General features: G+C 37.4%; 11 protein-coding genes. 4 read left to right on the forward strand and 7 right to left on the reverse strand.

The annotated features are described in order from the left end of the window. Positions 1-4: 4 nt before the first annotated feature. The 4 genes from K322_RS0103115 to K322_RS18400 form a co-directional block, all read right to left on the reverse strand. Positions 5-3064: a SusC/RagA family TonB-linked outer membrane protein gene (locus tag K322_RS0103115; protein WP_035331157.1), complete on the reverse strand. Its 3060-nt coding sequence runs from the start codon at positions 3062-3064 to the stop codon at positions 5-7. Between the two features lie 361 nt (positions 3065-3425). Beyond that, the gene (locus K322_RS0103120; RefSeq protein ID WP_026625568.1) at positions 3426-4850 is read right to left on the reverse strand and encodes a tetratricopeptide repeat protein; all 1425 of its coding nucleotides are present in this window, start codon (positions 4848-4850) and stop codon (positions 3426-3428) included. A gap of 16 nt (positions 4851-4866) precedes the next feature. Next, positions 4867-6558, reverse strand: coding sequence for a glutamine--tRNA ligase/YqeY domain fusion protein (locus K322_RS0103125; protein ID WP_026625569.1), 1692 nt, complete (start codon positions 6556-6558; stop codon positions 4867-4869). Positions 6559-6682: 124 nt separating this feature from the next. Further along, positions 6683-7006 (reverse strand): hypothetical protein, encoded by a 324-nt coding sequence (locus K322_RS18400; RefSeq protein ID WP_035331159.1) that lies wholly within the window; start codon positions 7004-7006, stop codon positions 6683-6685. Positions 7007-7565: 559 nt separating this feature from the next. Between K322_RS18400 and K322_RS0103135 the strand changes: the two genes are divergently transcribed. From K322_RS0103135 to K322_RS0103150, 4 genes are all read left to right on the forward strand, one after another. Beyond that, positions 7566-9956: a TonB-dependent receptor gene (locus tag K322_RS0103135; protein WP_051290604.1), complete on the forward strand. Its 2391-nt coding sequence runs from the start codon at positions 7566-7568 to the stop codon at positions 9954-9956. A 257-nt stretch (positions 9957-10213) separates the two neighbouring features. Then, positions 10214-11323, forward strand: a complete 1110-nt coding sequence (locus tag K322_RS0103140; protein ID WP_035331161.1) for a PepSY-associated TM helix domain-containing protein — start codon at positions 10214-10216, stop codon at positions 11321-11323. A 130-nt stretch (positions 11324-11453) separates the two neighbouring features. Beyond that, positions 11454-13856, forward strand: a complete 2403-nt coding sequence (locus tag K322_RS0103145; RefSeq protein ID WP_051290605.1) for a transglycosylase domain-containing protein — start codon at positions 11454-11456, stop codon at positions 13854-13856. A gap of 14 nt (positions 13857-13870) precedes the next feature. Then, a complete protein-coding gene (locus tag K322_RS0103150; protein WP_035331163.1) occupies positions 13871-14737 on the forward strand; it encodes a beta-1,6-N-acetylglucosaminyltransferase in 867 nt (288 codons plus the stop codon). Between the two features lie 51 nt (positions 14738-14788). Here K322_RS0103150 and queA read toward each other — a convergent pair whose 3' ends face one another. From queA to K322_RS0103165, 3 genes are all read right to left on the reverse strand, one after another. Continuing rightward, positions 14789-15838: a tRNA preQ1(34) S-adenosylmethionine ribosyltransferase-isomerase QueA gene (gene queA, locus K322_RS0103155; RefSeq protein ID WP_026625575.1), complete on the reverse strand. Its 1050-nt coding sequence runs from the start codon at positions 15836-15838 to the stop codon at positions 14789-14791. A gap of 21 nt (positions 15839-15859) precedes the next feature. Continuing rightward, on the reverse strand, positions 15860-16558 hold the full coding sequence (gene truB / locus K322_RS0103160) for a tRNA pseudouridine(55) synthase TruB (RefSeq protein ID WP_026625576.1): 699 nt from the start codon (positions 16556-16558) through the stop codon (positions 15860-15862). 175 nt (positions 16559-16733) lie between these two features. Further along, a complete protein-coding gene (locus K322_RS0103165) occupies positions 16734-17528 on the reverse strand; it encodes an undecaprenyl-diphosphate phosphatase (RefSeq protein WP_026625577.1) in 795 nt (264 codons plus the stop codon). Positions 17529-17555: the final 27 nt, after the last annotated feature.

A 17555-nucleotide genomic window follows, 5' to 3' on the forward strand; every position in this document is an offset into this window, starting at 1 on the left:
TCAATTAAAAATTAACATTAAGACCAAACACGTAAGATTTAGTCACTGGTGTATCCACTTGTCTATAACCCTTTAAAGAAACGTCTGGATCAATACCATCTTCTTTAGCCCAAATCATAGCTAGGTTGTTTGCTGTAAAGTATAAACGTAGTCCCGATAATGCATTTCTCAAAAACGATATATTTTTAACAGGAACATTATAACCGACAGAAAGCTCTCTTAATCGAATATTTGTAGATAAAATGTGACGAGTAGACCACCGATCAGATCTATATCTACTAGAATACGAATAAATAGGTTTTGGATTATCCACCTTATCACCTGGATTTTTCCAATAATTGCCAGCAACGTCCTTTAAGATACCAAAAGATCCCATACGAAGACCATCTGAATTAGAGAAATATCCAGGATAGTCAAACAAGTCTCCACCAAACTGATATGATATTAATGCTGAGAAATCGAAATCTCTATATTTAAATGTATTTGTCATACCTCCCATTACATCAGGAGTAGGTTTTCCGACAATAGTTTTCCCTGCTTGAGAATAATAATTAGTAAGACCCTTTGAGTGATCATCTGGATCAATCCAGAACTGTCCAAGCCCAGTCTCAGAATCAACTCCAGCCCATACAGGCAAATAGAATGAGTTAATAGACTCACCCACTCTTTGGATATACATCTCGCCATCACCAAAAGGAATATCTCCTGTTGGCAAACTTGTTATTTTATTCTTCAAATAGGTCAAGTTAAAGTTTGTTGACCAAGAGAAGTCTTTTGATGCTATATTTTGAGAATTGATTTCAAACTCAAATCCCTTATTAGTCATTGCTCCGGCATTAGATAACATTGTTTGAAAGCCTGTCAACAGAGACACTGGCACATCAAGCAACAAGTCTGACGTCTTCTTTACAAAATATTCTGCAGAAAAGCCAACCCTTCCTAAGAAATTCACATCAAGACCAACATTATACGTAGTTGTTTTCTCCCAACCTAATTTAGCATTTCCAATACCAGACCAATAAGTTGCACCCTGAGCTCCATAACCTCCCGTAAAAGAATACAATGCTAGGTTTGCATAATATGTATCAGGTAAATTCCCTGTTGTTCCGATAGACGCTCTTAACTTCATATCATTAATAAGATCACTTTCTTTTAAGAAAGACTCTTCTTTCATTCTCCAAGCTAAAGATCCAGAATAAAAATTAGCCCATCTGTTATCCTTACCTAAGAAAGAAGAACCGTCTGAACGAAAGCTCGCTGTTGCATAATACTTTTCTTGGAAATTATAACTAGCCTGGCCTAAATATGACATCAAACTAGAACCATATTTAGCGCTACCAACCTTATAAGGTTGTCCTACAGATAACTCAGGAAGTTTTCCAGTAGCATAACCTTTAGCAGAACCTGTGAAAGATTGCAATTTCGATTCTGAAGTTTCAAATCCGGCTAATAATCCAATAGTATGATCTCCTAGCTTTTTATTATAATTAAGAGTAGAAGATGTTGTCAATGTCCTTTTTGTATAATCACCTCTATAACCTAAACCATTCAAAGACTGCCCATTAACACTAGAAGGACTCCAAAATTCTTGATGTTGAGAATTTAAATAATCAAAAGCAACTGAAGTTTTAAATGTCAACTCAGGAAGGATTTTCACAGAAAGATCTCCATTAGAAATACTTCTAAAAGTTTTTGATTTAACAAATTCATCATTACTTCCCAACATTAATAATGGATTAGAAACTTTTCCCCATCCAGCATTAGCATTAATAGATCCATCTTCATTATAAACTGTTGCGGTTGGATCCATGGCAAATATAATTCCCACAGGAGACGATGTCCCGATTCCTTGACCTTGATCTGATTGGTCTCTAAATCCGTTTTTATTAATATAAGATAGAGATTGACGTATAGAAACTGAGACAGCTTTACTTATCTCGTGATCAACATTTATACGACCGGCAACACGTTCAAAATCACTACCTTTTACAATCCCCTCTGTCTTATTATAGCCTAAACTACTAAAAACTTTAGTTTTATCACTCCCTGCAGTTAAAGACACCTGATGATCTTGTGTATTTCCATTTCTAAACACCTTATCCCACCAATTAGTACTGGTATTACCTGATGGATCAGCAAAGAAACTAGCCAAATCATTTTCTGAAGCAATTAAATCATAGGCAGCTTGCTTATCTGCAACTGTACCTCTTATTAAATAATAATTAGCAATACCTTCTCTATAATAATCAATAGTACTAGCTGCATCAGCCATCTCAAATTGCTTTACAGCCATTTTCGTAGTTCCATACTCACCTTTGTAAGAAATACTTGTTTTCCCTGCTCTCCCTTTTTTGGTAGTTATTATAACAACTCCATTCACAGCACGAGAACCATAAAGAGAAGCCGCAGCTGCATCTTTCAATACAGTCATAGATTCTATTTCATCAGGATTGATAGTTGACAAAGCACTCATACTATTTAAGCCAGAACTAACATCCGTTCCTGCATCAAAAGGAATTCCATCAATCACATATAGAGGAGTGGTAGACCCATTAATTGTACTGATACCACGAATATTGATTTCACCTGCAGCTCCAGGATCACCAGTATTTGATGAAACTCTAACTCCGGCAACCTTTCCGACCAAAGCCTTATCTAAAGACTCTTTACTACCCGAACTAATTTGATCAGCTGAAACTTTCGAAGCGGACCCGGTAAAAGAAGCTTTTGTAGTAGTACCATATGCAACAACCACAACCTCATCCATCAACTTAGAATCACTTTCTAAAACAATTCTAAGGTTTTGACCTGCGGCAACTTCTTTTGTTCTTAAACCGATCAAAGAAATAACCAAAGTCTTTTTATCAGACGGAATATTCAAAGAGAATTTACCGTCAACATCAGTTACTGTACCGACTGTGGTACCTTTAGCAACTACCGAAGCCCCAATAACAGTTTCGCCGGTATCATCAACGATAGTACCGGAAACTTTTGTTGTTGTCTGAGCCACTGATAACCCCACACTTGCTATAATGCAAGTCAAAATCATTATCAATTTTTTCATAAACACTACTTTAATTTTACTCAATTACTTAATTTATAATATTTTACTTAATTTTCACAAAACAATGTTCACAAAATTTCACAAAGCAGGGGACAAATATAATAGTTTTTCACAAAAGACGCAAAAAATAACATTGATAATGCAACTAGATATCCCATTTAACTAGATTTTCGTTAGCTAAATTAACATAGAAACACCGAAAACGACACAATAAGAACTCCAAGCAATATCATTTTGTAAAACAATACATTATTTATCCTTCATTTAACAATAAAAAAAACTGCAATATATCTATATTGCAGTTTTCAATTATCTTTTTGTTATTTTTTTGTTAATTCTAAAGTAACGGACCTACTGATAATCAATACTTCATATTTTTATATAATAATCTACAATCAAATGCTTCATATAACCTATTAAGTAAATAAGAACGTCTATCTTCCGGTATCTGCTCTACATCTTCATCTTGATAAAACAAGACGTAGAACGATTCAAGCTCTTCATCACTAAAAGAATCTAAGGTCATCCTGTAATTTTCTTTATCTCCTTTTTCAAGATAGAGAAGAGCAAGCCGTCTCAGCGCAAGTGCAGAAGAATCAATACCCAATATTCTTTTTTGCCAATCGATAGCTTTTACCAGATTACCTTGTTTCACATTCACAGAAACAAGTTTTTCCAAAACATCCTCGGTATCGGATTGATGTATAGACAATGCTTTCAGATAAAAAGTCTCGGCTTCGGACATATTATCCAGCCTGTAGTTTAGCTCACCGGCAATCATGTTAGCCTCAAAAGATTCCGGATTTGTAGATAATATCTGATCAATAAACATACGTGCCTGCTCAAGATCGCCTTTCAGTAAATAAGCGTATGCTTTCTTTGCCACTGATTCGGTATTCTCTCCTGCATATTTTTCGTACGCCTCAATATACACCAACATATCATCATACAACTCCAGCTCCATATACGAATCGGCCAAAGACAGATATATAGAATCGTCTTCTGGATATAGCTCCAGGCACTGCTTTAAAACCTCCACGGCATCTTCTGTCCGACCGGATAGAACAAGACAATGGGCTTTTAGTTTAAGGGCAGTCAGATCCCTTTCATCCAAGGTAAGAGCAAAATCAAAAGCATCAATAGCATTTTCATATCCCCCGTTCAATGAATGCAATTTCCCCAACATCAACCACCCCTCAAGGGAATATGGGTCGAGATCGAGTATTTTATTGCAGATACGTATGGCAGATTCAAAATCCCCCTTAGCCTCATATCCATATGCTAAATCATCCAAAACCTCCCGATTAGATGAGTCATACTCCAGACTCTTCTCTAAATACAGAATAGCTTCATCGTAATATTCAGCTTCAAGATAAAGAAAACCCAATTCTGACAATATAATATCCAGTTCGGTTTCATCATCATTCAAAACTTCGGATGTCAACTGATAAGCCTCTGCATACAATCCCATATTCAGCAGACATTCTATTTTCATCAGATACATTTCGAAATCATATGTTCCGAAATGGGCATTCAGGAAATACAAGGCTTCAGTATACTTTCCGTCGTATATCATAAATCGGGCAGATTTCAGCATCAACCGCTCATTTTCCGGATGAATACGTAAACCTTGAGCTACTATATCACGTGCAGAATCCAGATCATCTAATTTATCGTAATATTCTGCTAATTCATCATATTCATCAGCATCAAAATAAACAGACTTACCCGACACGAGCATTTGTTCGTACCGGGCTATCAAATCAGATATATCTCTTTCTGCCATATCAGCTACAGAATAATCATTTGTCTTTTATCTTACTCCAAGAATCTTTCAGAGTCACCGTCCGATTGAAAATCAGATGTCCATCCGTCGAATCGGGATCAACACTGAAATAACCAATACGTTGAAACTGGAAATGATCTAAAGCTTTTGCATCTTTCAGGAATGGCTCCGCTTTACATCCTGTTTTCACTATTAATGACTCCGGATTCAAAAAATCTCTAAAATCCTGATCTTTATCATCTCCCGGATTTTCAACAGTAAACAGACGGTCATACAAACGGATATCTACATCAATAGCATCACTTGTTGAGACCCAATGTATAGTACCTTTTACCTTACGATTACTTTCTGCCATACCACTTTTTGTCTGCGGATCATATTCAGCATATACTTCCAAGACATTACCATCAGCATCACGTTTACATCCGGTACACTTAATGATGTATGCATTTTTCAGACGCACTTCCTGCCCCGGAGTTAACCGGAAATATTTTTTCGGAGCATCTTCCATAAAATCGTCTCTTTCAATAAACAATTCTTTAGAAAATACCACATCATGCGATCCCGCTCCGGCATCTTCCGGATTGTTCTGAGCCGATAATGTTTCCGCTTCTCCCTCCGGATAATTAGTCAATACAAGCTTAACCGGATCCAATACAACAGAAGCTCGGGTTGCTCTCTTATTCAGGTCTTCTCTTACCGCATACTCCAATAAAGCAACATCTATCACTCCATCGTATTTAGTATATCCGATCTTATCTATAAAACTGCGAATCGATTCAGGAGTATATCCTCTTCTTCTGAATCCGCAAATAGTAGGCATACGAGGATCATCCCACCCGTTGACAAGATTTTCCTTTACCAGCTGCAACAGCTTACGCTTGCTCATCATGGTATATGTAAGGTTCAATCTGTTAAATTCATATTGATGCGGACGATAATCACTATCAGCCAACTGATCTATAAACCAATCATATAAAGGTCGATGTACAACAAATTCCAATGTACATATAGAATGAGTCACACCTTCGAAATAATCGCATTGCCCGTGAGCAAAGTCATACATCGGATAAGCATTCCATTTATTACCGGTACGGTGATGAGCCTGCTTAATTATACGATATATGATAGGATCTCGAAAATGCATATTCGATGCAGCCATATCTATCTTGGCACGCAGTACCATACTACCCTCCTCGAAAAACCCCTCATTCATTTTTGTAAATAAATCAAGATTTTCTTCAATCGGACGATTACGGAACGGACTCTCTGTTCCTGCTAAAGTAGGAGTCCCTTTTTGCTTAGCGATCTCCTCTGCAGACTGTTCGTCTACATATGCTTTCCCGTCTTTTATCAAACAGATTGCAAAATCCCACAATTGTTGAAAATAATCGGACGCATAATACACGTTAGCCCAATCGAATCCCAGCCATTGAATATCTTCCTGAATAGAATCAACATATTCAACATCCTCTTTTACAGGATTTGTATCATCAAAACGAAGATTACATATTCCGCCATACTGCTGTGCCAAGCCAAAATCTAAACATATCGCTTTTGCATGCCCAATATGCAAATAACCATTTGGCTCAGGAGGAAACCGGGTTTGTAAACGACCCCCATCTTTCCCTTCTTCTAAGTCTTTTACGACAATCGCCTCAATAAAATTCAGGCTTTTCTTCTCTTCAGTAGGCGTAATCTCTGACATTTTTCTATTAAATATTTAGATTTTTACTTTTTAAGGCCTCATACCCTATTATAACTTTCAAGCTTAACGGCTACAAACCATTATCACTCTACAATATATCATTAAATACTATCTTTCAATTTTTCTATTCTACCTGTTTCGAATCTGTTTCGGACGGAGCATTCCGCTGTTCCATTTTAGCGTCCTCAATCCTTGCACTCTCTTCTAAAAAAGAGCCATACAATTGATAGAATTCATCAAACTTATCTATTTTTTTGTATTTCTCCATTATTTCCTGAACTTCACTATATGCTTTTCCTGCACCGGCCATGTCATTTTCAATGGCACATTGATTTGATATACGGGACAGGTCGGCAGCAGCCCGCGCATCATCTTCCATAGAAGGCTCAGAGCATGCACAAAAAAAAGGGATGAATACCAACAATAATACTATTCTATGCAATCTCATTCGTATAATTCTTTTTTGCAAAGATAAATAAAACAAAACAAACATATCATATTAATATCAATTAGTCATTGAATAATCAGTCCATTAAGACTACACAGCTATTCTTTAGTTTACAAAACACGCCAATAACAGGCAGTTACCTATCTAAGGATAGCAAAAAACACTTATCAACACTTAGATATTAACGAAGATAGCCACAGTATAACAAACACTTAAATGTCCCCAAAAGAATAAATTATATATTAAAGATATAATTCGGCACACCTCCATAACTCACCTTTACGTCTCAAAAGAGAACGCCAATCAATCAAGAGTAAACAACAGATTCACGAGCTATCATATTAATAAAATAAAAAATGCGACATTCAAACTAATACTCCTCGTTTATATAGATCAACTTTTTCGACATAGTGCAATACCTACATTTTGTTATTTAGACTCTTTAATATACTTATTTATTGCGATTGTTCAACTAACAAAATTCAAAGATCTTTGCACCTAACTCATGGATTTAATATTTCTTAATAAAAATCCCTAATAAATAATAAGTAATTCAGACATGTGTAGAAAAATACTTTTTTCTCTTTGCCTTATTTTTGCATGTATATCATATACCTATGCTCAGAAAGTAAAAGGATATGTATACGACGAAAACGGCGATCCGCTAACATCAGCAACAGTAGTTATAGAAGGTTCTAATCTATCTGCTTTAACAGACAGTGACGGTTCATTTATATTTAAAGGCCTTCCTAAAAACGCTAAAAAAATCACAGTTAGTTTCATAGGCTACAAGCCAAATACTCAAGCTCTTGATTTAAGCAACGAAATGCAAAAATTAAGATTCGACATGCAAGTAAGTAACACTCTCGAAGAAATAGAAGTTTTCGGAGAACGTTACAAACAACCCGAAAAATTGGATGCAATTACTCGTATGCCGCTTCGCCCTAGTGAACAGATACAATCGATCTCTGTCATTTCAGAAAAAGTAATCAGCGAACAAGGAGCCTTAACTATCACTGACGCAGTGAGAAATGTTCCGGGCGTAACTCTTTTTGGATCATACGGAGGAGTAAAAGAAAGTATGTCGAGCCGTGGATTCCGAGGAATACCGGTATTAAAGAACGGCGTACGTATCGACTCTCAATTCCAGACTGCATCAGGTATCACCGACATGCAAGGTATCGAAAGCATACAAATGATAAAAGGATCAGCAGCAGTAACTCAAGGAGTAATCACAGACTTAGGTAATGCCGGTGGTGTAATAAATCTCGTAACAAAAACTCCTAAGTTTATCAATGCCGGACAAGTAGACCTTCGTGCCGGAAGTTGGGGACAATTCCGTCCGACCTTTGATGTGCAAACTGTTCTGGATAGCAAAAAAACAGTAGCATTCCGCCTGAACGGAGCATACGAACGTTCCGACAACTATCGCCCGATCGTATCCACTAACAAGGCATACATCAACCCTTCTTTGGAATGGAGACCCGATGATAAGACCACAATTAATTTAGAGATGGATTATTTGAACGCTGATATCACTCCGGCAACAAGCACCGTTAATCTGGGACCTATTTCAGAAGAAAAGCTTTACGATATGCCTCATAACAAATTTCTTGGTTTTAGAGGAGAAAATAACAATACTAAGATATTGACATATTCGGCACGAATTAATCGTCAATTTACTAAAAACTTAAGCGTTAGAGCTGCTTATTTTAATTCATCGTACAATGTGGATAACACATCAAGCGCGTTATCCGATCTTAGAAAAGTAACGAACTACGAAGATAAAGTACGTAAACTTTCTAGAAACCTGCGTGATGATAAAAACACAACATTCCAATTGGACTTCATAGGCAAAGATGTATATACAGGTTCTCTGAAGCATACATTCCAAGTTGGATTCGATTATAGAATCGCAGACGCAACAACAACTAACCTAGGCTCATTTACTGTAGACACAATAAATGTTATTTCAGGTAATATTAATCATACAATACCCACACATGCAGCAGACAGCTTGAAAAAATATGCTGGCGATCCTGTTCAGTCGAAATACACTACTTATGGGGTAATGGCACAAGAGGTCTTAACTATCAACAAATACATAAAAGCAATCCTTGGGTTAAGATACAGCTCTATAACAACCAATAAAGAAGTAGGTTCAGACACTCGTGACGCATGGGATCCAATGATTGGACTTATGATATCCCCTATCGAAAATGTAAATATATTTGCATCATATACTACAAGTACCAGCTTGAGATCCGCAGCAAACATCCTTACAGATAAAGTAACCGAAGTGGGTCCATCTAAAACCAAACAATTCGAAGCCGGCATTAAATCAGACTGGTTGGATAATCGACTGAGATTCAACTTCACATATTTCCATATTATCAGTGATAATCTATCGAATGCTGAATACGTTGAAGGAACCACAACTACAACAGGATATTACTATAAAGCAGGAGATTTGAAACGTGACGGTATCGAAGTTGAATTAAACGGACGTATACTTTCAAACCTGCAAGTTATGCTTGGATATGCTTACTTGGATGCAAGATACGACGACAGCCCATCATATGTAAATGGATCTGCACCAATGAATGCTCCTAAACATACGGCAAACGGATGGGTGAACTACACTGTAGACCGAGGTCCACTAAGAGGCTTATCTGCCGGTGTAGGTGTATACTACGTAGGAAAACGTCCGGTTAACGAATTTAGCAATGCATACGACGGACACACATACAATCCGGGGGTAAAACCTTTCGATATGCCTGCTTATACAACAGTAAATGCACAGCTTGCATATAAAGTTGGACATGTAACAACTCGTGTGTTCTTCAACAATGTATTTGATGCTTTAGGATACAACTCTTATTATAGAGGTGGTTATATTAACCAAATTGATCCTCGCAACTTTGCGGCACAAGTATCATACTCATTCTAAATATAAAAACATAAGATAAAAAAAAAGCTCCCTGAAATTATCAGGGAGCTTTTTTTATCACCATAAGTAATGAGTAGGACCTCGCAATATCATTATTTATTGCGATTGCACAGACTGTTCCTCATAACTATCTTTGTAATGTAAGAAATAATATATTTTGACTTTTAAAATACAACTTACTGACTTAATGACAAAATACGACCGATGTTTTGAATGATATTCACTACATCGGTTTTATTTTTATGTAATATCAGATTATGACGACCAGAAAATTCTTCAAAAAAGTACATCTTTGGCTCTCTATACCTATAGGGCTTATTATCACAATTATTTGTATAACCGGAGCGATATTGACATTCGAAACTGAGATTTTAGAATTAAAGTATCCAGATCGTTATTTTGTAAAAGAATCCAATAAAGAAAAGATACCTCTGCCCGAGCTCATACCTATTATAAGCGATCAGTTAAAAGAGAAAGACAATGCCATTGCCAGTATAAAAATAACATCTGATCCCCAAAGAACTTATACCATCGGATTACAAAAAGGAATGAGATCTTCCGCTTTCGTTGATCCGTACACCGGAAAAATTACAGGTACATATAATTTCAAGGACAGTTCTTTTTCGACAGTGATGTCTCTCCACCGATGGCTACTTGATGGAACTCGTACATGGGGCAAATATACCGTAGGTATTACCACTATTCTCTTTGTTTTCATTCTTATCAGCGGAATAGTATGGTGGGCTCCAACCGACAGAAAGAAATGGAAAAGCAGATTTACCATTAAAACGACAAGCGGAGCTAAAAGATTTTTCTACGACCTGCATCTTGTGTTAGGTATATACGCCGGCATATTCCTTTTGCTTTGCTCGTTAACAGGACTAATGTGGTCTTTCGAATGGTATAGAAACGGAGTAGGCACAATATTCGGTGCAGAAAAAGCTGAACAACGAGGTGGTGGTCACGGAAGAGGAGGTAATAGTGATGATAAAAAAACAGACATCAACCCTATGACATGGGCGACAGCTTTTGCCAATATAGAAAAAAGGGATGCAAATTACCAATATATAACGATAAACGACGGAGCTGCTACAGTATTACCAAAGTCCGCATCACACTCGAGAGCTACGGACAGATACAAATGGAACAAAAAGAACGGAGAAGTTACCGAAATCAGCAAATTCGGGGATAAAACAACATCGTCATCTATTATGTCTTGGGCTTATGCCTTGCACGTAGGAGCCTATGGAGGAATATTCACTCGCATATTGACTTGTATAGCATGTATAATAGGAGCATCTCTGCCTCTCACCGGATATTATATATTCTATCGCAAACACCTGAAAAAGAAACCAAAGAGAGCTTGAGAAGCCATTCCCTTTCTTAAGCTTTTATAAAACTAAAAGGATGATATGCGATATTTAAGCCTTTTTGTTTAATTTCGCAAGCTGGACAATAGTCATTTTGACTATTTTTATTCATGCTTTTTTAATCAATATGAGCAAAGACAAAAAAAAAGGGGGAAATCAAAAAAACTCTGATTCAAAACATAAAGTCATAATAAAACTACTATGGGGAGCATTTGCAGCTATAGTAGTTGTCATAAGTCTGGTATTCACACTTATCTCGGCTGGAGCCATTGGATATATGCCGCCCATTGAGGATCTTGAAAATCCGATTGACAAATATGCATCCCAGGTCTATTCTACCGACAATGAGCTTTTAGGCACATATTCGCAAAGTAAGGAAAATCGGATATATTCTAATTACGATCAATTATCTCCATATTTGGTACAAGCATTGGTCGCAACAGAAGATGCCCGTTTTTACGGACATTCCGGTATTGACCTCTATGCAGTATCCAGAGCCGTTGTTAAACGTGTAATATTTCAGCAGGAAAGCGGAGGTGGAGGTAGTACAATATCTCAGCAGCTGGCAAAGCAGTTGTATTCACCTCAGGCCGAAAATTTCTTCGACAGGGCTCTTCAAAAACCTATCGAATGGGTTATCGCTGTACAGCTCGAAAGATATTATACAAAAGAAGAGATTATCAATCTATACCTGAACAAGTTTGACTTTCTTAATAATGCTGTCGGGATACAAACAGCATCGAAAGTATATTTCAATAAAACCCCAAAAGAGTTAACTATAGAAGAAGCTGCCACATTGATAGGTATGTGTAAAAATCCGGCAGTTTTCAACCCTAAAAGAAGACCCGAAGCCACCAAAGGACGACGAAATGTGGTATTGGAACAAATGTATAAGTCTAATTACATTACAAAAGCTGAATTAGACTCTTTATGCCAGCTGCCTCTTACTCTTAACTATGTAAGAGTCGACCATAAAGACGGGCTTGCTCCTTATTTCCGTGAATACCTCCGCAAAATAATGACAGCAAAGAAACCTGATAAAGGTAATTATGCATCGTGGCAAATGGAACAGTATGCCGTTGATTCGACAGCCTGGGAAAATGATCCACTATACGGATGGTGTAACAAAAACAAGAAATCAGATGGGACTCCATACAACCTATATACAGACGGACTGAGAATTTATACAACTGTAGACTCTCGTATGCAAACATACGCTGAAGATGCTGTAAAAGAACATTTCAGCAAGGAGCTCCAACCTTTGTTCGACAAAGAAAAGAAAGGACGTTCTTATGCGCCGTTTTCATCTTCTGTTTCAAAACAGGTAGACACATTAATCTATCGGGCAATGAAGGTTACCGACAGATACCGAGGCTTGAAAAAAGAAGGTAAAAGCGATGCGGAGATCTTGAAAATATTCAAAAAGCCGACAGATATGAAAGTCTTCTCGTGGGGAGGAGAAATAGATACAACGATGACCCCTTGGGACTCTATACGTTATCATAAATCATTTCTGAGAGCAGGGTTCATGGCTATGAATCCTCACAATGGACAAGTAAAAGCATACGTGGGAGGTATTGATTTCAAGTATTTTCAATATGATATGGTCAATATCGGACGCAGACAGGTAGGTTCTACAATGAAACCATTCCTTTATTCGCTTTGTATGCAAGAAGGTATGACCCCCTGCGACCAAATGACATACGAAGACCGAACCTATATAACAGAAGCCGGCACTCCATGGAATCCCCGAGGTGTACGCAGCAATATGATCGGACAAACTGTTTCTGTAAAATGGGGACTTCAAAACTCAGACAACGTGGTTACCGCTTACCTGATGAGCAGAACTACACCATATGCTTTGGTCAGAATGTTACATACTTTTGGTATTACAGGAAAAATTGACCCGGTAATAGCACTGGCTCTTGGAACTCCGGATGTTTCGGTTGGAGAGATGGCAGGTGCTTATACTGCTTTTGCAAATAGCGGCATAAGGGTAAACCCATTATATGTGACACGCATAGAAGATGCTTATGGCAATACTATCGCAACATTTGACGCACGTGTGCAGGAAGTATTTAATGAGCAGACATCTGTAAAAATGTTAGATATGCTTCGTGCTGTGATGGATGGCGGAACAGGTAGTCGTATTAGATACAAATATGGACTGAGAGCTCCTATGGGAGGTAAAACAGGAACAACTCAGAATAACTCTGATGGTTGGTTTATGGCATTCACTCCTAGTTTGGTTACAGCAACCTGGGTAGGTGGCGAAGACAGATCAATCCACTTCGACAGAACGGCTCAAGGACAAGGAGCAGCAATGGCTCTTCCTATATATGGACTATTTATGCAAAAAGTATATGCCGACCCTAAACTCGGTTACAGCACAGACGAACAATTTCCGAAAAGTTCAATCAATCCATGTGCAGGCTCAGGAATAGATGAGAGTCTGCTCGATTCAGATGCTGTACATTCAAGTTCAAATTCCGGTAACGGAGGAATAGACGATATGTTCGACTCATATTAAAACCTGAAGATTAAATGAAAGAGGTGGCGATCTTAATCATGGCTCATAAAAATCAGGCTCAACTCGAGCTACTGATTGAGAACCTTCTGAATAATTTCGCTCTGTATATACATATTGACACAAAGTCTACCATAGACATTTCTCAGCTTAAGAGTATGTATCCGACAGTTAACTTCTATTCGGAGTATAACATAAACTGGAGCGGTTTCAATCAGATACAATGCCCTTTATACTTATTCAGGAAAGCTCATCAACAAAAGCATAGATACTATATACTTATAAGTGCACAGGATCTACCCATTGTTTCGAATGAAAAAATTATCGAATCTTTGAGTAATGGAGAGTGTAGTTATGTCGTATCGGATAAGCTTCCCCTCCCCCAATGGAAGTTTAACGGAGGATTTGACAGAGTACAGCTATATTGGGAATCTGATATTACAGGAAACTCGTTATATGCAAACCTAAGACGGAGAATCATAGGACATATCAGAAAACGTCAGAGAATGTATAATTGGAGAAGGCCTTTATATTCTAATATGGAGTATTACGGAGGGTCTAATTGGGTTATATTAAAAGCTGATGCTATGTCTTATCTGATTAATTTCATAGACAAACATCCTAGGTATATAAAATCATTGAGATATTCATATTGCGCAGACGAACTATGGGTACAGACTATTCTGGCAACATCAGATTGCAATATAAAGAATGAACATTTCACCTACCTCAATTGGCAGAAAGGGCCTGAATATCCAAGAACACTTCGTTCGGACGACTATATTGACATCATAAGCAGTCCTTGCTTATTTGCTCGTAAATTCGATATGGAAGTCGACTCCGAAATCATACGGAAAATATTGCAGCACCGCAACTCTTTATAAAAAAATAAGCAGACTATTCGTCTGCTTATCCTATCTTATATCAAATACAAATTAGAGTATCAACATAGCATCTCCGTAAGTTCCGAATTTGTATTTTTCCTTTACGGCTTCTTCATATAACTCCATAACCCTGTCATAGCCACCAAATGCAGCTGTCATCATTAATAATGTAGATTGAGGCAAGTGAAGGTTAGTCACCATTGCATCCGCAATATTAAAGTCATATGGAGGGAATATAAACTTATTAGTCCATCCCTTGCTTGATTTTAATTGATGATCTGTACTCACAATCGTTTCGATTCCACGCATTACAGATGTTCCGACTGCACAGATTTTAGAACCTCTCGATTTTGCCTTATTTACAATATCAGCAGCCTCATCGGTTATTTCCATCTGTTCTGAATCCATCTTATGCTTAGTAAGATCTTCCACATCTATTTCGCGGTAATTACCCAATCCTGAATGAAGCGTTACATAAGCAAATTCAAGCCCTTTAATTTCCATACGCTTCATTAACTCACGACTGAAGTGTAATCCGGCAGCAGGAGCCACAACAGCACCTTCATTCTTCGCAAAGATAGTCTGATAACGTTCTTTATCGTCAGCATCCTCATCTCTACCCAAATATCTTGGGATAGGAGTTTCACCTAATGAATAGAGAGCTGTCCTAAACTCTTCGGAAGGACCATCGTATAAGAATCTCAGAGTACGTCCTCTGGATGTAGTATTATCGATAACTTCGGCAACCATCGAATCATCGTCTCCGAAGTACAACTTGTTGCCAATCCTTATCTTACGGGCAGGATCAACAAGTACATCCCATAAGTGGAATTCTTCATTTAATTCTCTTAGCAAAAACACTTCGATCTTCGCTCCGGTCTTTTCTTTATTTCCATACAGACGAGCCGGAAATACTTTAGTATCATTGAAGATGAAAACATCTTTATCATCAAAGTATTCCAGAATATCTTTGAACTGCTTGTGTTCTACTTTATCAGTTTTCCGGTTATACACTAAAAGGCGCGACTCGTCTCTGTTTTTTGCAGGATGAGTAGCGATTAGTTCTTCCGGAAAATCGAATCTAAATTGAGACAGTTTCATATTAAACTTTATATATTTATATTATTTTTCTTCTTGTGATAATTGAGGAACAAGGTTATCCAAATCTTCAATATTCAGACATTTGTCTAAGGTTATATCACCAACCCTTGTTCTTTCCAAACCAATCAGATGTCCTCCCGAACCAAGAGCCAAACCGATATCCCTAGCCAATGCTCTTATATAGGTTCCTTTGCTGCAAACCACTCGTATTTTTATACATGAAGGCTCGTATCCCAGCAATTCTATCTCATCTATAACAAGCACTTTAGGCTTTAGTTCGACTTCCTCTCCGTTTCGAGCCAGATTATAGGCTCTTTCGCCATTAACTTTACATGCCGAATATGCCGGAGGGACTTGTTCTATACGGCCAATAAAGGCTCGCAGTTTTTCTTCAACCAATTCTCGTGAGATATGACCAGTCGGATATGTATTATCTACTTCTGTTTCAAGATCAAAAGAGGGAGTTGTTGCTCCTAAACGAACAGTAGCTATATATTCCTTTGTCTGCAACTGAAAACTCTCTATTAATTTAGTTTTCCTACCTGTACAGACAATCATTACCCCTGTAGCCAAAGGATCTAATGTGCCGGCATGTCCGACTTTTAACTTCTTGACTTTTAATCCGCGACATAATTTATACCGCAATTTTCGTACCAAATCAAACGAAGTCCAATTTAAAGGTTTGTTTATATATAATATTTCTCCCGAAATAAAATCCATTCTTATATTAAGTAAAAGGAAGTATTCAATGTATACTCTTAGTTTATAATAAGCCGCGGTATTTTCATAACCAAGCCCGAAAATAGGATTGAAACGTTATTACATGTGAGGGATATTCATTATCTGTTGTGATTCATAAAATACAACAAATCAGAAAGAATAATTCCGACTGTTATTACATCACTTTCAACTCGTGTCCGGTTAACAAAAAGATGAGAATAGCTAATCCCAGGATAATACGATACCAGCCAAATAGCTTGAATCCATACTTAGTTACATAACCAATAAAGAATTTAATGGCAAGCAAAGCAACAATAAAGGCTACAACATTCCCTAATATAAGGGTTCCCATATTATCTTGCAGAATCTGCACTCCATTTGGCTCCATAAAAAGTTTCAGAAGCTTGTACCCTGTTGCTGCAGCCATAGTCGGAACAGCTAAAAAGAAAGAGAACTCAGCAGCAGCTTTTCGTGTCAATTTCTGGGTCATCCCCCCTACGATTGTAGCCATAGAACGTGATACACCCGGTATCATAGCAATACATTGAAAACATCCGATAATAAAGGCTTTTTTGCGTGAAACTTCTTCTGTTGCTTTTGGTGAGTTAAACCACTTATCAACAAACAACATCAGTATACCTCCTATTAAAAGAGTAGTTGCAACCACATATACATTCTCCAGCATCTCGTCAATCGTATCACTGAACAGCAATCCCAAAACGGCTGCAGGTATAAACCCGATAAGTAATTTCAGATAAAAATCCCACGACTGAAAAAAACGCTTCCAATACAAAACGATTACAGATAATATTGCCCCGAACTGAATGATTACAGTAAATGCTTTGACAAACTCTGTGCTTTCTATTCCTAACAACTGTTGGGCAATAATCATATGACCAGTTGATGATATCGGTAAAAACTCGGTAAGCCCTTCAACGATGGCTATGATAATCGTCTGTAATGTATCCATATAGTTTGTTTGATATTTTTATATTTA

Source organism: Indolivaga capnocytophagoides DSM 22835 (assembly GCF_000426485.1).
Taxonomy (GTDB): domain Bacteria; phylum Bacteroidota; class Bacteroidia; order Bacteroidales; family Dysgonomonadaceae; genus Dysgonomonas_A; species Dysgonomonas_A capnocytophagoides.